Source organism: Stieleria marina, from assembly GCA_007741555.1.
In the GTDB taxonomy this organism is placed as follows: Bacteria; Planctomycetota; Planctomycetia; order Pirellulales; family Pirellulaceae; genus K23-9.
Genome location: CP036526.1, coordinates 2,971,057 through 2,995,741 on the forward strand (window position 1 = coordinate 2,971,057; position 24,685 = coordinate 2,995,741).

17 protein-coding genes are annotated in these 24,685 nt (G+C 55.3%); 9 read left to right on the forward strand and 8 right to left on the reverse strand.

Going from position 1 to position 24,685, the window contains the following annotated elements; genetic code table 11:
• Positions 1-25 precede the first annotated feature (25 nt).
• From K239x_RS10310 to K239x_RS10325, 4 genes are all read left to right on the forward strand, one after another.
• A complete protein-coding gene (locus tag K239x_RS10310) occupies positions 26-1,237 on the forward strand; it encodes a c-type cytochrome (protein WP_419189903.1) in 1,212 nt (403 codons plus the stop codon).
• Between the two features lie 35 nt (positions 1,238-1,272).
• Complete coding sequence (locus K239x_RS10315; RefSeq protein WP_419189904.1) at positions 1,273-3,612, forward strand: PVC-type heme-binding CxxCH protein; 2,340 nt, start codon at positions 1,273-1,275, stop codon at positions 3,610-3,612.
• Positions 3,613-3,719: 107 nt separating this feature from the next.
• On the forward strand, positions 3,720-5,132 hold the full coding sequence (locus tag K239x_RS10320; protein ID WP_145417723.1) for an L-serine ammonia-lyase: 1,413 nt from the start codon (positions 3,720-3,722) through the stop codon (positions 5,130-5,132).
• A 212-nt stretch (positions 5,133-5,344) separates the two neighbouring features.
• On the forward strand, positions 5,345-6,109 hold the full coding sequence (locus K239x_RS10325) for a methyltransferase domain-containing protein (RefSeq protein WP_419189905.1): 765 nt from the start codon (positions 5,345-5,347) through the stop codon (positions 6,107-6,109).
• Positions 6,110-6,236: 127 nt separating this feature from the next.
• Here K239x_RS10325 and K239x_RS10330 read toward each other — a convergent pair whose 3' ends face one another.
• From K239x_RS10330 to K239x_RS10360, 7 genes are all read right to left on the reverse strand, one after another.
• Positions 6,237-7,124, reverse strand: coding sequence for a ThuA domain-containing protein (locus tag K239x_RS10330; protein ID WP_145417725.1), 888 nt, complete (start codon positions 7,122-7,124; stop codon positions 6,237-6,239).
• 272 nt (positions 7,125-7,396) lie between these two features.
• Positions 7,397-8,452, reverse strand: coding sequence for an AAA family ATPase (locus tag K239x_RS10335; protein ID WP_473163580.1), 1,056 nt, complete (start codon positions 8,450-8,452; stop codon positions 7,397-7,399).
• 66 nt (positions 8,453-8,518) lie between these two features.
• Positions 8,519-10,057 (reverse strand): hypothetical protein, encoded by a 1,539-nt coding sequence (locus tag K239x_RS10340; protein ID WP_145417726.1) that lies wholly within the window; start codon positions 10,055-10,057, stop codon positions 8,519-8,521.
• Entirely contained in the window at positions 10,054-10,977 is a 924-nt protein-coding gene (locus K239x_RS10345; RefSeq protein WP_145417727.1) for a DUF4129 domain-containing protein, read from the reverse strand. Before K239x_RS10345 ends, K239x_RS10340 begins: the two co-directional genes overlap by 4 nt.
• On the reverse strand, positions 10,974-12,065 hold the full coding sequence (locus K239x_RS10350) for a hypothetical protein (protein WP_145417728.1): 1,092 nt from the start codon (positions 12,063-12,065) through the stop codon (positions 10,974-10,976). Before K239x_RS10350 ends, K239x_RS10345 begins: the two co-directional genes overlap by 4 nt.
• On the reverse strand, positions 12,055-13,182 hold the full coding sequence (locus K239x_RS10355) for a stage II sporulation protein M (RefSeq protein ID WP_145417729.1): 1,128 nt from the start codon (positions 13,180-13,182) through the stop codon (positions 12,055-12,057). The genes K239x_RS10350 and K239x_RS10355 overlap by 11 nt, the downstream gene beginning before the upstream one ends.
• Entirely contained in the window at positions 13,179-14,237 is a 1,059-nt protein-coding gene (locus K239x_RS10360) for an RDD family protein (protein ID WP_145417730.1), read from the reverse strand. Before K239x_RS10360 ends, K239x_RS10355 begins: the two co-directional genes overlap by 4 nt.
• Positions 14,238-14,572: 335 nt before the next feature.
• On the opposite strand from K239x_RS10360, the gene K239x_RS10365 reads away from it, so the two are divergent.
• The 4 genes from K239x_RS10365 to cmk all read left to right on the forward strand — a co-directional run bounded on the left by K239x_RS10365 (position 14,573) and on the right by cmk (position 21,173).
• Positions 14,573-16,159 (forward strand): Nramp family divalent metal transporter, encoded by a 1,587-nt coding sequence (locus K239x_RS10365; RefSeq protein WP_145417731.1) that lies wholly within the window; start codon positions 14,573-14,575, stop codon positions 16,157-16,159.
• 106 nt (positions 16,160-16,265) lie between these two features.
• Complete coding sequence (locus K239x_RS10370; protein WP_145417732.1) at positions 16,266-17,795, forward strand: DUF58 domain-containing protein; 1,530 nt, start codon at positions 16,266-16,268, stop codon at positions 17,793-17,795.
• Entirely contained in the window at positions 17,792-20,488 is a 2,697-nt protein-coding gene (locus K239x_RS10375) for a transglutaminase TgpA family protein (RefSeq protein WP_145417733.1), read from the forward strand. The genes K239x_RS10370 and K239x_RS10375 overlap by 4 nt, the downstream gene beginning before the upstream one ends.
• Before the next feature lie 10 nt (positions 20,489-20,498).
• Positions 20,499-21,173, forward strand: a complete 675-nt coding sequence (gene cmk, locus K239x_RS10380; RefSeq protein ID WP_145417734.1) for a (d)CMP kinase — start codon at positions 20,499-20,501, stop codon at positions 21,171-21,173.
• 144 nt (positions 21,174-21,317) lie between these two features.
• On the opposite strand, the gene K239x_RS10385 is transcribed toward cmk, so the two are convergent.
• Positions 21,318-22,742: a Gfo/Idh/MocA family oxidoreductase gene (locus K239x_RS10385; protein WP_145417735.1), complete on the reverse strand. Its 1,425-nt coding sequence runs from the start codon at positions 22,740-22,742 to the stop codon at positions 21,318-21,320.
• Positions 22,743-22,832: 90 nt separating this feature from the next.
• Between K239x_RS10385 and K239x_RS10390 the strand changes: the two genes are divergently transcribed.
• Entirely contained in the window at positions 22,833-24,353 is a 1,521-nt protein-coding gene (locus K239x_RS10390; RefSeq protein WP_473163581.1) for a sulfatase family protein, read from the forward strand.
• The last annotated feature ends 332 nt before the right edge of the window (positions 24,354-24,685 follow it).

Here is a 24,685-nt window from a genome sequence, read left to right on the forward strand (position 1 = left end):
GGATTTCGTAAAACGCATGCGATCGATGCGTTGTTCATTGTTGGCAATGTCACTGTCGATCACCGTGCTATGCAGTTCGTTTGGAAACGCGGATGAAAAAGACGCCGGCGTCGACCAGCCAGTTGACTCACTCTCGCTGGTCGTGAACGCTATCGGGCAATCGAATGAATCATCCGTTCGCCGTAGTTTGCTGCGGGGATTGCTGGCCGGATTGGAAGGACGCAGAAATGTCAAAGCGCCCGCTGGGTGGGAGTTGCTAAGACAAGAGCTGGCGGCCGATTCAGACAGCCAGGTCCAGGAACTGTCGATGCAGTTGTCTCAGGTTTTTGGCGACAGTCAAGCTGCCAAAGAAGCGTTGGCGATTTTGAGTGATTCGTCGGCTGATTCGGTCCGACGTCGATCGGCGTTGCACTCGCTATTGGAACAACAGAACAAAACGGTTTCCGCGCGTTTAGAATCACTGTTGGATGATCCATCGTTGGCGATCGATGCGATTCGTGGGTATGCATCGATCGAAAATGCAGCGGCGCCGGCGATTCTGTTTCAGCGGTTTCCTGCGATGACGGCAGCGCAGAAACGAGCGACCGTCGAAACCATGGCTGCTCGCATGCCTTACGCGGAACGTTTGGTTGGAGCCGTGAAAAGAAAAGTGGTTGCTCGCGACGACATCCCGGTGCACGTCGCGCGATCGCTTAGCGAAATGCTGGGCGACAAGTTTGTCAAAGTTTACGGCGAAATTCGCCCGGTGGCAGACGACCGCGCAATGCTACTGAAGAAGTACAAAGCGATGCTTACGCCAAAAGCGATTGTTGCGGCTGATGCCGGGCGCGGTCGAGTCATTTTTGACAAGACTTGCGCGGCATGCCACAAACTGTACGGCAATGGTGGCGAAGTCGGGCCTGATCTAACAGGATCAAATCGCGCCAATCTGGATTACATTTTGCTTAACAGCATCGATCCCAGCTACGACGTGCCGGATGCCTACAAGATGGTGCAGATTTTGACTTCCGAAGGACGCGTGATCAACGGCGTGCTGGCGGAAGAAGACAATGTGAAAATCGTTCTCAAGACTGCCGAACAACCTCGAGTTGTCATTGCCAAGGCGGATATCGAAACACGCCGGGTGTCGAAAAAATCCATGATGCCCGACGGACAATTGGACCAACTAAAACCCAATCAAGTCGTTGATTTGATCAAATACTTGCGGACCAAATCGCAAGTGGAGTTGTCGAAATAATGAAACGGTACGTCCCCCTTCGCGATCAATTCAACGTGAGCCTTGCCATTTGCTTGGCGACCTTTCTGTTGACGCCATCGCTTGTTAGCTCGGAAGACAATCGCAATGTGCTTCCGCAGAAACAACATCGACGCAGTGATGCTCCTTTCCTGAAGCCGGACCAAGCGGTTGCCAAAATGGCGATCCCGGAGGGCTTTGATGTTTCGGTGTTCGCTTCGGAGCCCGACATTGCCGAACCGATCGCGTTTTGCTTCGATGACCGTGGCCGAATCTGGGTGGCAGAGAACTTCAACTACCAGACGCGCCGTCAGCACACGGATGATCCAGTTAGCCGAATCCAGATCCTGGAAGACACCGATGGCGATGGCGTTTTTGACAAAAAGAAGACCTTCACCGATACGCTCACGTTTACGTCGGGGATTGCTTGCGGATTTGGGGGTGTGTTTGTTGGTTCGCCACCGAACCTGACATTCATCCCTGACGCCGACGGGGATGACAAACCTGACGGTCCGCCGCAGAAGTTGTTGGACGGCTGGGGCATGGATGACCGCCACGAAACGTTGAACAGCTTTATCTGGGGGCCAGATGGTTGGCTGTATGGCTGCCACGGAGTGTTTACCCATTCCAACGTGGGAAAGCCGGGTGACGACCCGTCCAAACGACAGTTCATTGACGCGGGGATTTGGCGTTACCATCCGACACGAAAAACGTTCGAGATTTTTGCGCGTGGTTTGTCAAATCCTTGGGGGTTTGATTTCGACGATCACGGTCAAGGGTTTGCGACGTGTTGTGTGATTCCACACTTGTTTCATGTTGTGCAAGGCGGTGTGTATCACAAGCAGAGTCGCCCGCATGTGAATCCGTATATCTACGACGACATCAAAACGATTCGCGATCATACGCACCTATCCGCACACGGTGGAGCTCGGTTCTATCTAGCCGATGCGTTTCCCGAGCAGTACCGCGGCCGGCTGTTTATGTGCAATATCCACGAACACGCTGTCTTGACCGACGTGATGCACCGCAACGGTTCCAGCTTCATTGGCAAGCATGGCGATGATTTTATGCCGACTAATGACATGGCGTGGGTAGGGTTCAGTGTTGAAATTGGTCCCGAAGGAGGCGTCTATTTGCTGGACTGGCACGATGCGGACGTGTGTGGAAACGCGATTGAATTTCCCAATACAGGTCGGGTCTATCGGGTCATGCCCAAGGGAGCCAAACCGACGGCGACACCTAACTTGGGAGCCATGACGGATCTGCAGTTAGTCGAACTGCAAAGTCATTCCAATGACTGGTATGTTCGGCAAGCAAGAACGCTGCTGCAATCCCGCTCGGCGACCGGAAAGTTGGATTCCGCCACAGTCCACCAGCGGTTAAATGAGATGTTTGTCGCAGCCGATCAATCGGCAAGTCGCCTGAGAGCGATGTGGGCGTTGCATGTGACCGGTGGATTGGATGCGAATGGTCTTGCCAAATTTCTTTCGCACGATGACGAGTATGTTCGTGCTTGGGCCATTCAGTTTTTGAGCGAAAAGAGCGACGTCAATGCTTTTCAGTCAGCCCATGACCTGACAAAACCGGACACGGGCGAAGCGATTGTTTCAGCTGCGATGTTGGCAAAGTTTGGGGAATTGGCTAGCAGTGATCCGTCGCCTGTCGTGCGGCTGTACCTTGCTTCGGCAACGCAGCGTCTGCCCTATGCCCAGCGATGGCCAATCCTACAAGGCTTGGCGTCCCACGCCGAAGATATCGCGGACAACAACCTACCTCGCATGGTCTGGTTTGCCTTGGAGCCGATGGTACCGCAATTTCCAGCGAAGTCACTGGAGTTGGCGTTGCAGGGAAAATTGCCACAGTTGCAGCAACATGTCGCCAGGCGGCTGGCGTCGGGGGACGCATCCGTCGTTGACGACCTGAATGTCAAACGCAAACCCAAAGCCGACTCGCGAGCACAGTGGATTATGCAGAAGGCCGCGCCTGGATTTACGGTCCATGATGTGGGCGAAAACGGTGTGGTGGATCACCCCGTGTTTCGCAATGCCAAAGCCGTCCAAACACACCCCAAGGACCGCGAAAATGCGAGTCGATTGACACGGGAGTTGCGCATTCCGGAAGGCAAGTCGACGAAGCTTAAGATCCGTGTTAGTCACCATCCGCACGGAGATTGGTTGCTGAAGGTCGTTGCGAATGACGAAGTCATCAAAGAGCAACTGGTGGGTTCCAAAACGGTCGGCAAAGACGAGTGGCTCGACGTGACTGTTGATTTGACGAAGTATGCCGGCTCTGTAGTTCGTCTTTCGTTAGAGAATCACGCCAACGGTTGGGCAGCGGAATGGGCGTATTGGAATCGGGTTGCCATTGTCAGTGATTGATCGATCGTGGTGGACTGAAGCGGCGCTCGTCGATTGTCCAGGCGAGCATCTAAGCGAATGGCTGGCCTGCGCACTTGATTCCTTTGGTGACTAATGGTGTCTGCGGAATGCAACGAATCAGTATTTTTGAAATGTTCAAAATCGGTGTGGGCCCATCCAGTTCACACACGATGGGGCCTTGGCGGGCCGCTCAGCGATTTGTTGCCGAATTGACGGACGATCAAAAACAGCGTGTGGATCACGTGCGTGTGGATCTGTTTGGCTCGTTGGCCAAAACCGGGAAAGGCCACGGCACCGATCTTGCCGTGATGTGGGGGCTAATGAATGAAGACCCCGAGACCGTGGCGGTGGATTCGATCTTTGCAAAAATCGAAACGGTCACGCGAAGCCAATCGCTACGGCTGGGCGGCAGTTTTGACATTCCCTTTGATCCCACGTCGGACATTGTGTTTCACTTCGATCAAACGCTTCCGTTTCACCCCAATGGCTTGACATTCAAAGCGTCTTGCGGATCGACACTTTTGTACGAAGCGACCTATTATTCGATCGGGGGTGGGTTTGTGGTTACCGAAGCGGACTCCGGTGAAGTGGATTCGCATTCGTTGCCGTTTCCAATCGATCACGCGGTGGACTTGTTGCAGCATTGCGAAGCCGAGAGCGCGTCGATCGCTCAGATTGTTCGCCGCAATGAACTGACGTGGCGAGATGCAGACGACGTCAAGTCGCGGCTGCGTCAAATTCGTGACGTGATGACCGGTTGCATTCATCGCGGTGTTTGCAGCGAAGGAATCTTGCCTGGCGGCCTGAACGTCCATCGTCGCGCGGCCAAGATGGCGAAGCAGCTGTTGCAGACGTCATGTTCGGACAACTTGGATCGCTGGGTTGTTCAAGTGGGCGAAGGCGAAAAGAGTTTTCAACGCATCCTGGATTGGGTCAGCTGCTTTGCCTTGGCGGTCAACGAAGAGAACGCCGCTTTTGGACGCGTCGTCACCGCGCCCACTAACGGTGCTGCGGGCGTGATTCCGGCGGTGATGATGTACGGAAAACTGTACTGCGATTTCGATGACCAAACGCTAGATGACTTTCTGTTGGTTGCCGGCGAAATTGGGTGCTTGTTTAAAAAGAACGCGACAATCAGCGCCGCGATGGGTGGTTGCCAAGCCGAAATTGGAGTTTCGTCGGCCATGGCGGCCGCCGCTCTGACGGAATGTTTGGGAGGCACTCCTCCACAAGCCGCCGAAGCGGCGGAGATCGCGATGGAGCATCACTTGGGAATGACCTGCGATCCCATCGCCGGGTTGGTTCAGATTCCCTGCATCGAACGCAATGCAATGGGCGCGATCAAGGCCATCACGGCAGCTCAGATGGCGCTGCAGCGGGATGTCAGCCGTAGTCATGTTTCGTTGGATGATGTGATCCAAACGATGTGGCAAACTGCCCAAGATATGAATGCCAAATACAAAGAAACTTCCGAAGGCGGCCTGGCAATTCAGATTTCGGTGAACGTCAGCGAATGTTGAATCGCAGCTGATGCCGTTCGGCGTTGCGCCCATGAACGTGATTGGAGGACGGCGGTTCTCTTTGCCGGTGTGCTTCTTTACTGGCGCTCTTCCTTATTAACGCCCTTCTTTATGGGCGTCGGCCGATTTAGACTGCCGTGATGTTTGAACTGCGTTGCACCGTCAGAAAATGCCCCCACTTGCTGAGCCTCAGCGAGGGCGGATTGCGCTGCGTGGCAGGCCATCATTTTGATCGAGCCAAGCAGGGGTATTGGAGCCTGTTGCAACCGCAGGATCGAAAGTCAAAGAATCCGGGCGACTCGGAAGCAGCGGTGTTGGCCCGGCAAAGCTGGCTCGCACGGGGCTACATGTCGGGACTGATTCAGGCGTTGCAGCCTTGGGTTAGTTCTTCGCAATCAAATGAAACCGGCACGACAACACGGACGTTGGATTTGGGATGTGGTGAAGGGACGTTCGGCAAAGCGTTGTTCACCGATGAAGCGGACGGCTACTGTGGGATCGATCTTTCCAGGCGAGCAATCAAGTTGGCGGCTCGAAGTTGGCCAGAGGCGACTTGGGTGCTTTCCAATGCAGATCGCTTCCTCCCCGCGGCGGATGAAAGCGTGGACCGTGTCATTTCGCTGTTCGGTCGTCGACCTGCGACTGAAATCCGCCGCGTGCTTCAGCCGACCGGTGTCTGTATGGTCGCCGTGCCAGGGGAAGAAGACCTGATCGAATTGCGTCAGCATGTCCAAAGCGAAGGTCATCGACGAAGCCGATGGGAGCTGATCGCTGAAGAGATGTCAGCGGCGGGGCTCGAGTTGTCCGGTCACCAGAGCTGGCGAGAGCAGTTTGACTTGGATCGCCAAGCAATTGTTGATTCACTCACCATGACTTACCGTGGCAACCGACATTCGCAAGCGGAACGTATAAGCGAAATCGCGTCGATGTCGGTGACGTTAGCGGCAGACCTGCTGCTGTTTCGCCGCCGCGACTAATCAGGGCTAAAGGTAGCCGGTTGTAAAAACTAATGCCGTTGGACGACTGAGTTTTGCTGTCAGCCGCAGTTCTGTTTTCTCTGCCAGTCCCAGCACCGATGTCGATGCCGGGGCGTTCGCAGAGTTTTTACTTTGCCAGCGATTTGGCTGGTTTGCCATCGGAAGTCAGATTGCCGGTTGACCAGAGCAAACCGCGGACGACGAAATCCATGTAGCGGTCGTCCGAGACCGTTTCGTTTTGGTGCCCCAGCGATGTGCTGAACACCTTGGTTTTCTTTGGCCCGTATTCACTGGTCCACGCGATCACGGCGGACTTTTCGACCGGTTTTGCGTCGGGGTTCTTTTTCAGTTCCCGCTTGTTGGGCGGAGTCATTTGTTTGCCAGTGACCAGGGCGCTTGTGCCGGCGTAGACGCGAAGGTTGTTGTACAGTTCTTCGTTGCCGGTTTTCCACGGCCCAAATCCTTTGGTGATCGGGTGATCGGCATCGGTGCGAATCACATCGATCGGAACCTTGGGCCCGTGGCTGGTCGATTGCACGCCAATCATTTCGTACCAACCGCCGTTGTCGGCATCGGGTTCGACGGGGGCTTTGAAATTTCCCCAGCGATAACTATGCATCGCGCAGTGGAGGTTGACTGCCGGAGTGCCAGCACGGTGAGCAGCCAAAATTCGGTCGACGTAAGGTTTCTCTGTCACGTTGGCCGAACACTCGTCGTGAATCACCACGTCGTATCCGTCGGCCCAGTCGTCGGAGTTGTAAATGTCGAACGTGGCTTTGGTCGTTGTGTCTTCGCTCAGTTCCACTGTGACCACGGCGTTGATGCGGGCTTCGATGCCGTCTTTGAGCAGTTTGGTTTGGGTGACGTAGTCGTGGCAGCAACCGCCCGCTACCAGCAACACCTTCAACGGCATCGGTTGCGGTGTGGCTTCCTGGGCAAAACTTGGAGTCGCGAAAAGGATGCAGGCCGACCAAACGATAGCAGCGTTGCGAAAATTCAGGATGGATTGGATCATCAGCGGGCCTTGTGGTTCCGTGGTGGGTGATTCAGTGGGAAATGGGTTCAGTTGAAGCGGCAGTGTTTTGGACGGCGTCAGTGGGCGCAATTCTATCTGCGCTGTGAATCTTTTTGCGCTGTGAACCAACCGGATTGGCAGTGCGTTCATCCAGTCGGCCCCCAATCGCCGATCGGTCTCGGCGATCACACCAACGGCTGACCAAACGGGAAGTTTGCTTCAGCAGTTTTTTGGGCATGGGTCTTGGGCAAGGATCACCGAGTGATCCAGGATCAGTCCCGCGGGACTTCGACCCCACGTATCAACGATTGTAGTTCTTCGTCCGTCGTGCGTCCTTCGATTTCCGCTTCGGCAGTCAGTTGAACACGGTGCCGAAGTGCTGGGACAGCGACTTCGACCACGTCGTCGGGAATCGCATAATCGCGTCCGTTGAAAGCTGCCAAAGTACGGGCCGATTGCATCAATGCGATTCCAGCGCGAGGCGAAGCCCCGATATGAAAAGCGGGCCAGTTTCGTGTCGCACGAACCAGTTTGTTGATGTAGTCGACCAAGCTTTCTTCGACTCGAACGGTCCCACACAGTTCAATAGCGGCGTTGACAGATTCCGGGTTCGTGAGCGGCTTGATGGCTTCGCGAAGACGCTTGTTCAAATCAACTTGCTGGCTGTGAAGTTTCAGGATTTCGGACTCTTGAGTCTCCGAAGGATAATCGACTTTCAGTTTGAACATGAACCTGTCCAACTGAGCTTCCGGCAAGTTGTAAGTGCCTTCGCTTTCCAGCGGATTTTGGGTCGCCAGAACCAGAAAAGGTCGTGGCACGGCATGGCTGGTGCCGTCGACCGTGACGCGAAACTCCTGCATGATCTCCAGCAAAGCCGCATGCGTTTTGGCGGGCGAGCGATTGATTTCGTCTGCCAGCAATAGCTGCGTAAAGACAGGCCCAGGACGAAAACGAAACTCGCTTTCTTTCATGTCAAAGACCGGTGCTCCGGTGATGTCCGACGGCATCAAGTCAGCGGTGAACTGGATTCGACCGAATTCACATCCCAGGATTTGTCCCAGCGTGCGCACGAACAGTGTTTTGCCCAAACCCGGCACCGATTCGATCAAAACGTGTCCACCGGAGAACAAGGCGGTCAGAGTCCCGAGTACCAATTCGTCTTGGCCGACATACAGTTTCCCGACTTCGTCCGAGATCGCTTGGTAAAGCTTTTGCATCGGCAAGAATTTTTCGGACAATTCGTGCTTCGAGCTACCGGCACCCGGTGGCGTGGAAGTTTCCTTGCCAAACATCGGCGGAGGCGTTGGATCAGGCGTCGCGCTACTCAACGGGAGTACCTCGTTTGAAAAATGTAAATTTGGAATGGGAATCAGGAAAACGTCGAATGGCTAAACTTAGAATCTGAACTGATCGCTCGAGCGGTCCGGCGTTTTGCCCGCAGGGGGAGATTCGGTTTTCTCAGGGGCCGTGTGATCGAGATTGGGGGTGATGTCAGGAGCGGGTAACTGGCCACCGGGGATCTTGCGACCGGGTATCTCTGGACCCGCGGCTTCCGCGTCGAGTGGAGTCGAGGCGGGAGTGACCGGTTGGGGAGCTTTGGGCGCGTCTGGGATGACCCAATCGCCAGTCGTTTCACCCTTCATGCGCCGCATGTATTCGTTAATCCTCGCGCGAGCGTACTTTTCTCCTCGAGCGTTGTTCATCAGGCTGGCGACCGCGTCCAGGTGATCGCCGAAATTGCTCGTCGAACCACGCTCGACATTTCTGGCACGTCCAAAGATCGGCAGTAGCATCATGCAAACGACAAAGCCAAGCAAGGCCGCGTGGATCGTCACCAGACTCATCGGCCAGACCGTCAGCAGTTCCATGCCCGAAGCCTGGGGCACTCCGGGTTTGCTCTCGCTGACCGGAATCGGGTTGTAGGAACTGAGTAGAAAGCCGGCGGTTTGAATGTCGTCCGTTTCGTTGGTCGCGGGATCGTCGGTTGAACGGTCGCCGCTCTGACCGCTTGCACTCTGCGCGATCAACTCTTCGGCAAGTTCTGCGTTGGCGGGCTGCGTGAATGCAAAGTTCGTCAAAAGTGATCCGCCTGCCACCACGATGATCTTCGAATCGTGCCAGCCGTCGGAAGTGATTTCCGAGACAATTGAATCGCCCGATTCGGTGTCGATCAGGGAACGGAAATGAACCTTCGTTCGCGTCTTCTCTTCGCTTGCAAACGATGTGTAGGGAGTCGCTGGTCCGGTCGGTCCCTGATTGGAAAAAGTGATTGGGGCCGTCGCGGGGGGCTGATTCTTTTTGTCCTCTGCATCGTACGGTTCGATCACGTATTCCGTCAAAATTGACCGCTGTGCGTCCGGTTCGCCAGCTTGAGGGGTGGCGGAAGATTGTGAAGCCAAATCCCAATTCTTGGTCGACAAATCACCGCGTCGGAAGATCTGTGATTTTGGTTTCACCGCGAACCAACCGTTGGAGTAGGTGTCGCGACGATTGACTGTCCATTGAAGTCGTTCGTTCAGTTTGCGGGCCGCGCGCCGGCGGTATTCCATTCTTTGGCCGGGAGGTGCGGACATCCCCGCTTGCACCCAGTAGTCCGCTTCGCTGCCGCTATCTGGCACCACATATACCAACGTGCGCCCGCCGTGGCGTAGCCAGCGTTCGAACCAGCGGGTGACTTTGATATCGATGGGTTTCAAAACCTGGGGAGTCCACACGATCACGTTGCTGCGGCGGACCCGCTGAGTCAATCGGCGGATATCACGCGTTTTGTAGCCTGCATTTTCGTAGCTGGATCGCAACGCCCCAAATCCGTTGACACTGGAGTGACCTGCGACTCCGGTTGATGGACCGTACGACGCATCAAACGATTGCCCACATCCGACTGCCAGCAAACATAGGAACAACAAGGTCATCAAGGATGCGAATTGTTTCATGCCGCCACCTCTTGCTGCGATGTCAGACGCTGTTCCAACGCTTGGTTGTTTTCCCACAGCGACGCGAACTCTGATTGCGTGATCCCATGACGTCCAAAATACGATCGTTCGAAAGCAGTCACGGTCCGTCCCAGCCGTTCGCCTGATTCACGATCGGAGCTCCGCGTTTCGCGAACATAGCGTCCGTTGGTTTTACCGCGAGTCAGACGCAGCGAACCGGCTTGATCCAGCATTAGCAGTTGATGCCCAAAGAGCAGGATGATCGCTTGTCCAAACTGCCCTTCGTTCATCAATCGTTCGGACTCCGTCCGCAAGTTGACGTCGGTTCGACGAAGCTCGGCTGGCAAGTGTTTCATGCGTTCGATCATTTGTTCGTCCGGCGCGTCTGTACTGATCTTGGCTGCGTCTTTGGTTTTACCCAGGTCTATTTCGGTCTTGCTAAATGCGTACACCAATCCACCCACCGCCGCAAAGATCACGAGCGCCAGCAGCAGCCAGCCGAACACATTGCCCAGCGTCAGATCGGAACCAAACAGGCCCGTGCCGGTGCCCGTCCCTGTCGTCCCGCCTTTGGTTGTCGTTGTTTTAGCCGTCGTCTTTTTCTTCTTGGCCACTTTGGGTGGCTTCGGCAGCCATCGGCTGTTTCGGTTGACCGAATCATCGATGCGTTCGTTGACCGTGACAGGAATCAACGTGCCTGCGTCGGCATCGAACCAAGGCGTGGACTGCAAGGCATTGGCAGTCGGGGACGATTCCGTGGTATGAGTGGTTGCTGGGGCGGTAGATGCTGACTGCTGCGCGGTGGCGACTGGCAATGTGAAATGGGCAAGGCTGAAATGGGCAACGGCCAGGATGGCCAAGGCGCGAATAACAGAAGGGGCAAACGCGGTTGCAGCGGACGTGTTAATGAATGTGTTCATTTGCCAGCTCCGTGGACCGATGGTCGAGGATTCTCCTGGGGGGCCGAAGTCGGGTTCGCGGCGGGATTAGGATTTGGTCCCGAGTTGGAGGTGGCGGGCTTTGAGCGGGATTTATTGGGGCGTGACTTAGTTGAAAGCGGCTTAGTTTGGCGAGATTCGGTCGTGCGGGGCTTAAGCGATCCCGCGTCGTCGCCAAACTGCCGAATGGCTTCGGCGCGAACGGCCAGTTCAACTTCCCATCCCTCCAGGCGAATGCGAGTGTCTAGGTAGTTCAGCAATCGAATCAACGTGCACAGAGCCCCGATGATCCATGCAGACGCCGGTAGCAAGACCAGCAAAACGAACAGTCCCCAATTCCATTGGCCGGTCACGATGCCCCGTACCCAAACGAGCGACCACAAGACACTGGCGAAAAGCCAGCACGAAATGAACGAGACCGCAATGAACCTACCGCTCAGTTCGCTATTCATCGGCGAGTGCAGTGATTTGGAGCGACGGCTGGCAGTGATCACGCGAGAATCTTTGGAACGAATGGGGCATTGTTCCAGCAGCAAGATTTCCGGTACGAACGGCCGCGAGGCGCGAACCAGTACGACTACGATCACGATCGTGACGGGAAGAACGACATCGGCGAAGGGATCAAAGTAAGTGCCGTATCGAAACGCTAGCAGCGCCATCGTTGGGAGCACTAGTCGTTTGATACCCAGCACCCAAAACCACCGCCAAAACTGCCGTCGACCTTCCTGAAAAACACTGCTCCAGGTTGGACGTTTCTCGAAAACAGCTTGCCCCAAATAGATGGTGGTGAAAATGCCTGCGATCGGCGTTTGCAAAACGATCAGCAACAGCATCCATGATGCATAGCGAAACACCTCTTGGGCTGCCTCGTCATCGCCCAACCCGTATTGAGCTTCGCGGATCGGGATCCACGAAAGCAGCGCCGCGTTGGCAATGATCCATGGCACAGCGCCCACCAAAAATCCAATCAGCAAAGCACTGGGGTAGCGACGGATCATCACCATCGCTAAATCGCCAATCTCCGACAGCGTGCGGACGCGGACGACCACATGAGTTTTGTCAAGTTGCAAAGGACGCTCCCTTCGCACTGGTTTGATCGGTAGCGTTGCGAGTTTGATCGACACCGGTTTGCGTGTCGGCTGGCAGCGGTGCGCCAAAAACATCGTCGTACGTGCCCGCTTGCAGACTTTTGCCGCCGATCGAATCTCGCGGGAATCCCAAGATCACGAAATAGAAACTGATCAAACCTGACGAAATAACTGCCCAGGCCGCTTTGAACACATACGGAGTCGGACTTGGCGACAAGAATCCTTCGGTCAACGCGGCCAGTACGAACAGCAATGCTGATGCGGCCATGATGGGAATCGCCTGCCGCCCATTTTCTCTCATCGAATCGATTCGGCTTAAACCGTGGGTGTAAAACAGACCCACGCCCAATCGCAGTCCAGCAGCGGCGGCCAGCGCGATCGCTGTTAATTCAAAGGGCCCGTGGGCTGTGACAAATTCGTAAAAATGTTCGCTGCCGGTCACGTCGTCGCGAGACATGTAGCCAAAGCACGCTCCTAGCACGATTGCGTTGTAGGCCAGAGTAAACAGGCACGGGATGATCAAAATTCCATAACCAAAACACTTTAGTCCGATACCGGTGTTGTGATGAATGTAGCCCGCCGCAGCTTGCATGTAGTGATCGCCCGGAGCGTTGAGCGGTCGTTCGTACATTTCTTCCAACTGATCCAGCGTTTGCTCGCCGACCATCCGCTGGGCAAAATTTGGGAACAGAGTTTCATTGCTGGCCATGATCATGCTGAGCAAGAACAGGCCAAAGAACACGATGGTCGCAATTCGCACGCAGGGATCGCGGTAGATCAATTGTGGTGCTTCGCGAAAGACAACGTCGCTCCACTGCGTCGGGTCAAATTTGTTGGCACGGTAGAGCTGGTTGTGGGCACGGGCAACCAATCGATGCAAATATCCCACGGTTGCCGGGGGCAGCTGATATGCGTCGGCCAGAGCAAGGTCGGCGCAAGCGGCGCGGTACAAAGTCGCAAAACGGGAGACGCCGGCGGCACCACGATGATGCCTTTGCCCCGTCTTGTCGGTGCGGCCGCGCGTTTCCATCGAATCACAAAGCCGTTCCAATTCCGTCCACTGCTTTTTTCGTTTGTCCAGCAAATTGGCAACATTCATACCGAGCCTCCTGGTCTTTGCTGAGACGGAATCGAGGGGGCATCAATGTTTGACCCCGCTTGGATTGTTCCCGCTGAAGTTGGCTGGGCCGCTGTTATTGGTTGTGCCAACGGCGCCGTTGTTTCGGCCAGTGGCGAAGCACCGCTTTGTTCGATGGTCGACGCGGGCAGTTTGTTCATGTCGCGTGCCAACGGGCTGTAGCCACGCAGTGGACCTAGATCGGGTTCTTCGACCGAAGATTCCGCCAAGAATGTTTTGTAGTACAGCGCGTAGAGCAGCAAGTCGGGGTCGATGTCCGGCCGAAATTCGAATCGATCGATCAGTGGATCTGTCAAATGGCGAGCAATTTCGCGACGTCGGGGCGGAGTCAAGTAATGGCGTCGTTCGGCATAGATTGCCAGGGTGCGCGCCATTGACCGCGACACTCGGTAGTCGCCAGGGACAAACGATGACAATGCGGGGACTCGGGCGTCATCGACTTTTGCGATTGGCAATCGCCACGAGCGTTCGTCGACTATCACCATCGTGCCCGCGACCAAGTCACCGAGTCGCTGCAATCGTCGCGTGAAAATCATCGATGAGAGTCCCACCATTCCGGTCGTCACCAAAAAGATCGGGGGATAGTCATCAACAAAGTGATTGAGCGCGGCCACGGGAGCCATGTCGGCGACTCGAAGCAGATTTCTTAGCAGCGCGCTGCGTCCGCTGACCGGACGACCATCGATATCGATCACGCGGATTCCGCAAGACCATTTGCCAACCGTCCGGCCGTTGAAATACGCTTCCATTGTGGTCCCGTAGAACCAACTGACCAGGAACATGACCACGACCCAGATCGCTTGCATGAACGATCCCCCAAACGACGTGAACGTTCCCATCAGTCCGCCAATCAGGCCAAAGATCAGGAGGCAGCCCAGGATGATGCCCCAACGCACGACAATATCGATCAGGTAGGCCGGCAAACGACGAAATGGGCCGGCGAGTTGATAGTCAAACGCGATGTTCTCGGGCGTGACGACGGCGATCGTTGTGTCGAGTGGTTGAGTGTCATCCACGGTGGCGGTCGCAAGATCCCTAGAGTCGGCGCCGAGACTCAGTTGCCTTGACGTGTAAGTAACTTCGGCGAAGACGTCGTGTGAGGGACATTCGTCGAAATCGTTGGTGCAAACATCTTAACTGATGCGCAAGCTTCGCTGAGCTGTCAGCGTACCAATTGTCGGCTTCTATTATCTATTTATGGGGCTGGATTTTGCAACGGTGCAAGCGAGCGATGTTCCGGAAGGTTATCTTTTTGAACTGCTTTGAATCGCATCTCCTAGCGGATCAGACCTTTTCAGCTCCGTGTGAGCGCCTCATTCGACGTTACGCCAAGATTTTAGGAACGGAATTGATGCACGCAGACACGTCCCCGTCGGATGCAGCAACTGTGAATCCACCGGTGCGTTGGATGGGAGTCATCCGCTGCATTGGCCCCGGATTGATCGTTGCAGGTTCGATTGTCGGGAGTGGCGAACTGATCGCGACGACTAAGACGGGTGCCGAAGCCGGATTCAGTTTGCTGTGGCTGATCTTGCTGGGCTGCGTCGTGAAGGTTTTTGCGCAAATCGAATTAGGGCGTTACGCAATCATTAGCGGCAAGACGACGCTGCTGGCTTTGGACGAAGTTCCCGGCCCGCGGATCAAAGGACGCGGCAACTGGTTGGTGTGGTACTGGGTGGTAATGTGGGTCGCTAGTATTTCGCAGTTAGGCGGAATTGTGGGTGGCGTCGGTCAAGCGATGGCGATCAGCGCGCCGCTTTCGCAAATCGGACGCGACTACAATTCGGCGGCCGACGCCGAACAACTTGATCAGTTCGAGCGATTTCAAAATTCCACCGTTGGCCAGAGTGGCGAGGACGGGAAATCATCGAATGCGTTTTGGCAATCCTACGACGAAAAATACACACTTGGCAGATCGCGGAATCCGTCCGCACCAACTGCCGCAGCGGCACGTACGATGCCACAAGATGCGGCGATCTGGGCGATCTTGATTTCGGTGATCACCAGTATTGTCCTGGTTAATGGACGTTACGGAATGATTCAGTCGCTTTCGACGGTCTTGGTCGCGTCGTTCACGGTGCTGACGTGTCTGAATCTGTTCTTGCTGCAAGGGCAGGCAGATTTTCGTGTCAGCTTGGCCGAATTTTGGTCGGGGTTGACGCCTGGGCCTCCGCAGGATGTCGCCGGTGGCAACTCGATCGGAACCGCGCTGGCGACCTTTGGCATCATCGGTGTGGGGGCCGCCGAACTGGTTATGTATCCGTACTGGTGTCTCGAAAAAGGCTACGCCAAATTCGCAGGCAAAAACGACGGATCCGAAGCGTGGGTCAAGCGTGCCAATGGTTGGATGCGAGTCATGCGATTTGACGCATGGGGAGCGATGGTCATCTATACGTTTTCGACGATTGCGTTTTATCTGCTTGGTGCGGCCGTCTTGCACCGCGTGGGTTTGAATCCCGAAAAGAGTGACATGGTGCGCACGCTGGCAGTGATGTTTCGGCCGGTGTTTTCGCAGTGGGCCGCCGCCGTGTTTTTGTTTGGTGCGTTCGCGGTTTTGTATTCCACGTTCTTTGTAGCCAATGCAAGCCACGCTCGCACGTTTTCTGATGCAATGCGAGTCGTCGGGCTGATCGATGACGACGAAGCGACTCGGCAGAAATGGATTCGCATCCTGAGTGGGTTGTTCCCGCTGTTGTGCGTCGTCGTCTATATCGCGTTTCCCGCGCCGGCACAGTTGGTTTTACTGAGCGGTGTGGCACAGGGAATCATGCTGCCGATGTTGGCCGGTGCGGCGATTTTCTTTCGCTATCGAAGATGCGTGCCGGGGTTGGCTCCGGGAAAACTGTGGGACGCGATGCTCTGGTTGTCAGCCGCCGCGATGCTGGTGACGGGAATGTGGACGGTGTTTGACAAAGTTCAAGGCTACTGGGGGCAGTAGAGTCGTTCGTTTTCTGTGCGTGATTTGGTTTGGCGTCGCAGGCGTTTGATATGATCAGGGTATTCCTCTGAATACGGATCGGTCGTTCCTTATCCGCTAATCGTAAATGAACAGTCCACCTTACCCCCAAACGATTGCTCAGGATCCCATCGCTCAAGTTCCTAGCGTTTGGGATTCCGACGATGCGAGTCCCGGCGTGGCGAATGCTCGGTCTGCGCGATTGCCAATTCGTTTTACTCGCTTGGGGCTGCATTGTTTGTTTGTGGCAATCTTCGCGATGGCAGGAGGGGCGATACGCGGATTTAATTTGCTGTTGGTCTTGGCCGGTTTTTTGGTCGCGATCTTGATCATCCAATGGCGATGTTCGCGGCGGGCAATCGAATCGCTGGGGGTGACGCGAGTTCTGCCCGACGGAGCCTTCGCTGGCACGCCCTTTCGTGTGCAGTACGCAATCCAGAACCGCAGCCGCTGGCTAAACGTCTGGATGATCCGCGTGGATGACCATCTGACGGTGGATGGTAGCGGGGGTGCCGTTAATAGCATTTTGTCGAGGATCAATTACGACAGCTTGCGTTCGATCGCCTGTGGAATCGGCCTCATTCGTATTCAGCAGACGGCGGTTGCCACCTGCGATTGTCTGATCAAGCGACGTGGTCGGTATCGTTTTTTTGATGTTCAACTCTCGACGTCATTTCCGTTTGCGCTGCTAAATGGGATCCGCCGAGAATTGTCGGAGGAGACGTTTTGGGTTTTTCCCGAATTGCTGACGCTCGGCCGCGATTGGAAACAGCATTTGCCAACTCAGTCTGGTAGCGGTGCGGCGACGGCTCGACGCAGCGGTGTCGGCGAAGGGGAGTTTTACGGTTTGCGGCCTTGGCAGCGAGGCGATAGCCCGCGGCAAATTCATTGGCGGACGACGGCACGTCTTGGCGAACTGGCTGTTCGGCAAACCGAAGAATCGCACTCGGTCGATTTGTGCTTGGTCGTCGACGCGTACGTGTCGCCAACGGAGGGTGCCGACGCATCCAAGTCGGTTAACACAACGTCCGGGGAACCAGCGGTTCTGGAAACCACGCTTCGACTCGCTGCCACGCTGGCTGTGCAACTGAGCGAAGATCGCCAAAACCAACTGATGATGCTTGCCGCAGGAAAGGAAATCCACTCATTAGGCGCTCGCGGTAAACGGTCGTCGCCACGGGACATGCTGCGGCTACTTAGCGATGTGGAAGGTCAACAGGCAAATGATCTGACCGGCGCGATCCAGTCGGCTTGGAGTCTTTCGGGCGGTCGGCAAAGTTTGGTCGTGTTAAGCACTCGTTCGATCGGCGACGCATTGCAGGCAAGTTCAAGCGACGAGAGCGGCTCACCCGATCTGTCCGAATTGCTTTCTGCTTGGCGAAGGCGCGCGGATATCAAGTGGATCGACGTATCGGACAACACCAGCAACGGTTGGTTTTCGAACGACACAATGCACGGCAATTGGGGAGGCCATGTCGTAAGTGGTCGAATGACCAATGCGCAAAAGACCAATCCGCAAGTGACCAATCCGCAAGTGACCAATCCGCGGGCGACGTCCGGCGTCGAAGCCTTTGCCGATTGGCAAAGGCGCCAGCACGACGATGGGGTCACTCCGTGAAAAACACGTCTAGCCAATCGAAAGCTTCGCGATCGAACCTGCATCAAGCCGAGTTTTGGTTGCAGTTTTGCTTTGCTGTTATTTCTTGCTTGGGAGGTCTCATTCTGGCTTCGGGGCCAGGTGCCGAAGCGATCCCTGCGATTGCGATCTCGTTTTCTGTCTTCGGGTTTGTGTTGGTGGATCGGCTCCAGTTGTTTCATTTGCCGCCGATCGGAGCTTATGTGGCGATGGGGTTGGCGGCGGTCTACTGCGTGGGGAATTTTTGGGACGCGCAGACGACGGGAAACGAGCAGATGATTGCGGTGGCGATGTTGCTTGTTTTGGTGCAGGCGATTTTGATGTTGCAACAGAAATCGCCTCGCATTTTTGAACAGATCGGTGTTTTCTGTCTGCTGCAATTGGTTGTCGGGGCCGTATTCAATGACGCGATCCATTTTGGTTTGTTGCTTTCGGTGATCAGCGTTTTTGCCGCCTGGGCACTGAGCCTGATGAGTTCGGTCGCGGCCAGTGAAGGAATCCGATCGCGTGCGGTCAGCCCGCAGGTTGCTCTAGCATCGCAGGACGTCACGCCAAACCAGGCGCCAAGTTCGTTGGAGGCCCCGGTGATGACGTTGGCCCCGGTGATGACGGAGGTCTCTGATCTTGGTTTACGACATCGGTTGGCCGATCACTGGATGTTCCGCCCGATTGGAAACACGGTCGAACGCGTTTCCTGGGTCGTTGCTTGGTCCCCTGATTCGGTTCCTTCGCTGGCCGGTGCGTCATCGAAACTGCAGGTGTTCGGGATGTGTGCGTTGACGCCTGCCATTCTGTTGGTGACGGCGTTGTTCTTTTACGGTTTGCCCCGGACGACTAGTGCGTCGCGGTTGGGAAGTCGCGGCAACGCATTGGTTGGTTTTTCAGACACGGTTCGTCTGGACCAATTTGGGCAAATGCTGCAAAGTTCGGCAACGGCGCTGCGTTTTACTATGACCGATCGACGAACGGGATCGTCCTACATTCCGACCAGCGAAATCTATTTGCGTGGGCGCGTATTGGAAAATTACGAGCCTGATTTTTCTCTCAGTCGTCCCGTGTCAACGTGGAACGCAGTTCCACTAGGCCGGATCAGTGGTTCGCAACGTTTGCCGCTGGAGTTCACCGCGTCGCAAATCAGCGACAGGCAGCTTTATGATGGCGTCGATGTCAACGTTTCTTGCAACGCGATGAAGCAGGCGTCTTTGTTTGCGATCGCGCCGTATCACGTCACTGGCAAGTCAAAGAAAATTGTGCACGCTGTCGATCGCTGGACTCTGACGCGAAAAGATCGCAATATGATCGCCTATCCAGCGATCGATTATGGGTTCGGGACAAACGCTTTTTTTCAGGGGCAGCAATCCGCTGTCGTGACACGTACTTCGACGCTAGGCCGGATGTTGTCCAGCACGATCGCAGGCCAGGATTCTGCCGCGCTGTCGACGGAAGTAAAGGCAGCGACAAAGGCCGGCGATCGTGTGATTGATCTCAGTTATGCGGCCAGGTCGCGAACGTATCGACCCGATTCATACCTTTCGGATTTGACAGAATTTGATGATGCGGCCATGCCGACTTTGCAACGTCTTGCGCAAGACATGTTGTCGTCGATTCCCCCCAGTCAGCGAACAACCGAAGTCATTGCAAAAGCATTCGAACGTCATTTGGCGGTCGCTGGTGGATACCAATACACTCTGAATTTGGATTCGGAAGTGCCGCCAGGAACGGATCCCATTGAACAATTCGTAGCGGTCGACAAACGAGGACATTGCCAGTATTTCGCATCGGCACTCGCGATGATGTTGCGCGCGGTCAATATTCCGGCGCGGTTGGTGGTCGGTTATCGGACGGCTGAATACAACGATTTGGGGCAGTACTTTGTTGCAAGGCAATTGCACGCGCACGCTTGGGTCGAAGCGCTGATCGACCGCGACCAGCTTGACGAATCACATCGTTTGTTTGGGCAAGCCCCCAGCAGCGAGTATTGGTTGCGGCTGGATCCTACGCCCGGCGACAGTGAGATGCCGGATCGTTCTGGGGGCAACGTCGATCAAGTCATTGATATGGCAGAAAACCTCTGGGACAAGTACGTGGTGACAATGGACGCCGATCGCCAGCCGGATGCGGTTACTGGAATTTCGCAGCAGTCTTTTTTCAGTGCCCTGGTCCAAGGCGCGTCGAAGTCCGTCATGCGTCTGCGTCGCGGTCAGTTGGGGACTGGGATTCGGCTAGGCGGCTGGTCGTCCCTGCCGGGAGTCTTCTCTTGGCCAGCAGCTGTGATGGCAGTCATTCTAGGGATTGGTTTCATTGGATTGGCAAAACGGCTTCGGTCGTGGCTGATTCGGCGTAAAAAGCAGCAAAAGTCAAACTCAGAGGCTGACAAACCCAGTGTCGCCTTTTACGCTGACGCTCTCGATGAACTCTCCCGAATCGGACTCCATCGTCAAGCCGACGAAACGCCCGACGAATTTGTAAGCAGTGCATTGCGACATGCATCCGGTGCCGAATTGGTGGCTCCTTTGCAGGTCGTCACAGAAGCGTTTTATAGTGCCTGTTACAACGAGGGAGATGCATTGTCACTATCGAGAGATGAAATTGACGGCGAGCAGAAGCTGTCACTGGCCATCGAAAAACTGAACAGCGGTGTTCGATCGATTCTTGATCAACCGCGTCCGCGTTGAGAATTGTGTTTTGATTATTACCATCGATGGACCGGCAGGAGCCGGCAAGAGTAGCATCGCGCATCAAGTTGCCGATCGTCTGGGGTTCGACTTTCTGGACACAGGGGCAATGTATCGCGCAGTCACTTACGGCGCGTTAAGCTCGGATATCCAGATGGATGATGCCGACAGTCTCAGTCGCTTTGCGGCTCAAATTCAGCTGCGGTGGTGTGACCAAAAAATCTTGCTCAATGGAATCGACGTTTCCGACAAAATTCGGACCCCCGATGTAACGAAAGCGATTCGATTCTTGGCCGACATTCCCGCTGTACGTGATCAGTTGTCACAGCACATGCGGCGAATCGCTGATGATCACGACATCGTCACTGAAGGTCGCGATCAGGGAACCGAAGTTTTTCCAAACGCGCAGTGCAAAGTCTTTTTGACAGCGACCCCCGAAGAGCGCGCTCGCCGGAGGCAACAGCAGTTGGCCGATGCGGGACAGACTCTCAGCGTGGAAGAAATTTTGTTGGCGCAAAACCAACGTGACTTAGAAGACCGCATGCGAGCGGTCGGTCGCTTGCGAGCGGCGTCCGACGCCGTCGTCATCCAAAGCGATGGATTGACGCCCGATGAAGTTCTCGAAAAAGTTCTGGCGACCGTGGAAGTCTGCATTGAACGTCAGCGATCGAACGTCAGCGATTGAAACTGGGCCAGTAGCCCAATTGCGATTCGCGGAAAACGAATCGCACGTGATCCATGATCCTGGCAGCATTGCGTTGCCTGCAATGCTCGGTGCAAACTTGGTGACGTCACGTTGGTTGGTGACGTCGCGTTGGATTGGCAGTCCTTAGATCAGCTTGGTCTTACCGGGAACCGCATAGCCTGGGCTTTCCAGTTCTGCATCCATGTCAAAGTCTTCAGGGAACAGCGACAATTCGGATTTCTCCGATACAAATTCCCAGTCGACGTTTTGCCCCGTGTAGGCTGCCATGCGTCCCAGGATCGCGGTTAGCGAACTGTCGGCGGTTTGTTTCAGTTCTACGATCGGTTCGTTGTTCAAGATCGAATCGACCAGATCTTTGTGCTCTTGTTTGTACGCGGCACCGATGTCGCCTTTCATGGACCAAGTTTCGTTTCCTTCACGATCGCTGATGCTGGCACCTTTGTTGCCACCATGAATCGTGCAGGTTCCTTTGGTGCCGTAAATAACGTTGCTGGTTTCGCCCTTGGTGTTGGGGATTTGCCGGCACATAAACGAACAAGGCCGGTTGCCCGAGTACATAAAATCGACTTCGACATTGTCCCACATCTCACTGTCATCAGGACGAGTAAATCGACCACCTGACCCGTAAGCTGAAACCGGTGGTCCGCCCATTACCCAGTTCATTGTGTCGATGTTGTGAACCGCTTGTTCAGCGATCTGGTCGCCTGAGAGCCACACAAAGTGCATCCAGTTGTAAAGTTGGTACTGCGTGTCGCTCATGCCTTCGATGCGATTCTTGTACCAGATGCCGGTGCTGCAGTATCGCATTTGCGAACTGACAATATCACCGATCTCACCATCGTGAATTCGCTTGATTGCTTCGACGTAGTTTGCCTGGCGTCGATACTGCGTACCGGTGACAATCGAAGTCTTGTTGGCTTCCGCTTTGGCGTGCGCCCACAGACAAGTTTTGTAGCCAGCTGGATCGACGCAGGTTGGTTTTTCCGCAAACACGTGTTTGCCAGCGTCAACTGCTTCGGCCACGTACTGCGGTCGAAAACCTGGAGGCGTCGCAAACAGAACTAGGTCGATCTCCGAATCATCCAGAATCCGTTTGTACGAATCGATTCCGGTGTGCAGCTTGCTGTCGTCGATTGCGACCTTTTCTTCGTAACGTGCGATGCCTTTGCGCAAATTGGCGGGTTTCTTTTCGTCGACGTCGGCAATGGCAACCACGCGGATCTTGTCGTTGATCGTCAGCGTGTCGTTCATGGCACCGCCACCACGTCCTCCAGCGCCAACAAGCCCGATTCGTACGTAGTCTTTGGATACATCGACCGGTTCAGCACCGCGGACAGCGCGGGTCGCTCCCAAGCCGCTTGCGACGACGGCTGATGCCGCCGTGCCAGCTTTCAAAAAGTTTCGCCGCGTCGGCTGAGACGTTGTTTGACTTGGTTGATCCGATGACGGATGCTGAGGTGCGTCGTTTGGTAACGCGGCAGACGACGACTCGGGACGCGACGACTTATTGGTGGGCGATGTGTTTTTTGGCGACTGAGAGTTGGGCATGCGGGGGCCTTTCGATGGAAAGTGGTTGGGTCAGTCTCGAGGGAGAGTAACATCCTAGTAAAAATGAAGGACTCGTGTTTGATGCGTCAAATGGTTCGATCAAAAAAGACCCTAGTTTACGCGTTGGCGTTTGCGATGGGCTGCGTCATGGTTGCAGACGCCAAGGTTGCGTGTGCAGATGATGTCGTTGCCAAGCCCGCCGCCAGGCCCAATTTTATCGTCGTCTTTTGCGACAACTTGGGCTACGGCGATATTCAGCCGTTCGGCTCCACGGTGCATCGTACGCCGCACCTGAATCGGATGGCAATGGAAGGTCGTCGATTCACTCATTTTTGTGTCACCGCCGGCGTGTGTACGCCATCGCGCAGTAGTTTAATCACCGGCTGTTACGCGCAGCGAGTCGGCATGCACGACAATCCTCGTGATGGACAAGTTCTTCGGCCGATCTCGCCGTACGGACTGAATCCCGACGAAGTGACAATCGCCGAAGTCCTTCGTGACGCGGGCTATGCGACGGGGATGGTTGGCAAGTGGCATTTGGGGGATCAAAAAGAGTTTTTGCCGACGCGGCAAGGGTTCGATTGGTTCTACGGCATTCCTTACAGCGACGACATGACAGCCGCGGTAGGCAAACGACTTGCGCCTCGATTTGAAGGCGATCGATGGCCGCCGCTGCCATTGATGGAAAATGATCGCGTGATCCAGTCGCCCGTCGACCGCGATGGTCTGACGCGTCACTACACGGACAAAGCGATCGGGTTTATCCAAGACCATCAAAGCGAACCGTTCTTCTTGTATTTGCCCCAGGCCATGCCCGGCAGCACGCGGACGCCGTTTGCGAGTCCGCAGTTCAAAGGCAAAAGCAATAATGGACCCTGGGGCGATTCGATCGAAGAACTGGATTGGTCGATGGGCAAAATCTTGGATGAACTTGTACGGTTAAAAATCGATCGCCAAACACTGGTGATTTGGACCAGCGACAACGGAGCGCCAATGGACCGCGACATGACCAAGTTGACACGCGGCACCAATCGACCACTTCACGGCCGGGGTTACACCACCAGCGAAGGTGCGTTTCGTGTGCCGACGTTGATGTGGTGGCCCGGTACCATTCCCGCCAACAGTGTCTGCACGGAACTGGCGACGACGATGGATTTGCTGCCAACCTTTGTCGATCTTGGCGGCGACCGGGGCGTTCGCGAGGGCAGGTCCCGTCATGGCAAGTTGGGTCACACCGTCGATGGCAAAGTGATCACCGATCTGATCAAGGCTTTGCCCGGGGCCAAGTCGCCCTACGAAGCTTTTTACTACTACGAACGCGACCAGCTGCAAGCCGTTCGCAGCGGTCCGTGGAAACTGTTCGTTCCTCTCACCGAATTTGTGAAGCATCCGCACTATCGAACCAGCGAGACGGCCGAGGCCTTGTTGTTCAATGTCGTCACGGACGTAGGGTGCAAACAAAACGTCGCTGGCAAACACCCTGCAGTCGTGCGTCGGTTGATGGACTTGGCACAAGAAGCCAGAAAGGACCTGGGGGACCGCGGAGTTTCCGGGGCTGGTCAGCGATCAGCGGGACGCATCGACCAGCCCGTTCCGCTTTCGATGAAATAGCCTGGCACGGTCGGCTGGCAGCGATGCAAGGTGACGCGTCATCTGACAGATCGCGCGGCGAAGCTTCGTTCTGGCGGCTGCGTGCCTGGCAACATGGCGGGCTAGGAGAGTCTTGGCGCAGAACGCTGTCCAACTAGCGCACGAAAAAACCCCGATGATTTTTCAATCACCGGGGTTCTTTTTCGTTTCGGTATCGGCCGAATCTTCTCAGTCAAGTTTTCCAGGTGGTCAGTTTCTGAAAGCCAGAGACGGACGACTTTCGGTCGCTGGTCTCACTTGGATAGCTTGGGTTCAAAAATGCAACTCTCAGTCGATATCGTTTTGTCAATCAA

Excerpts from the sequence above, each read along its gene's own strand:
- K239x_RS10310 (WP_419189903.1), top strand. The coding sequence starts at position 26 with ATGCGTTGTTCATTGTTGGCAATGTCACTGTCGATCACCGTGCTATGC.
- K239x_RS10320 (WP_145417723.1), top strand. The coding sequence starts at position 3,720 with ATGCAACGAATCAGTATTTTTGAAATGTTCAAAATCGGTGTGGGCCCA.
- K239x_RS10330 (WP_145417725.1), bottom strand. The coding sequence starts at position 7,124 with ATGATCCAATCCATCCTGAATTTTCGCAACGCTGCTATCGTTTGGTCG.
- K239x_RS10340 (WP_145417726.1), bottom strand. The coding sequence starts at position 10,057 with ATGAAACAATTCGCATCCTTGATGACCTTGTTGTTCCTATGTTTGCTG.
- K239x_RS10345 (WP_145417727.1), bottom strand. The coding sequence starts at position 10,977 with ATGAACACATTCATTAACACGTCCGCTGCAACCGCGTTTGCCCCTTCT.
- K239x_RS10355 (WP_145417729.1), bottom strand. The coding sequence starts at position 13,182 with ATGAATGTTGCCAATTTGCTGGACAAACGAAAAAAGCAGTGGACGGAA.
- K239x_RS10365 (WP_145417731.1), top strand. The coding sequence starts at position 14,573 with ATGCACGCAGACACGTCCCCGTCGGATGCAGCAACTGTGAATCCACCG.
- K239x_RS10370 (WP_145417732.1), top strand. The coding sequence starts at position 16,266 with ATGAACAGTCCACCTTACCCCCAAACGATTGCTCAGGATCCCATCGCT.
- K239x_RS10385 (WP_145417735.1), bottom strand. The coding sequence starts at position 22,742 with ATGCCCAACTCTCAGTCGCCAAAAAACACATCGCCCACCAATAAGTCG.
- K239x_RS10390 (WP_473163581.1), top strand. The coding sequence starts at position 22,833 with ATGGTTCGATCAAAAAAGACCCTAGTTTACGCGTTGGCGTTTGCGATG.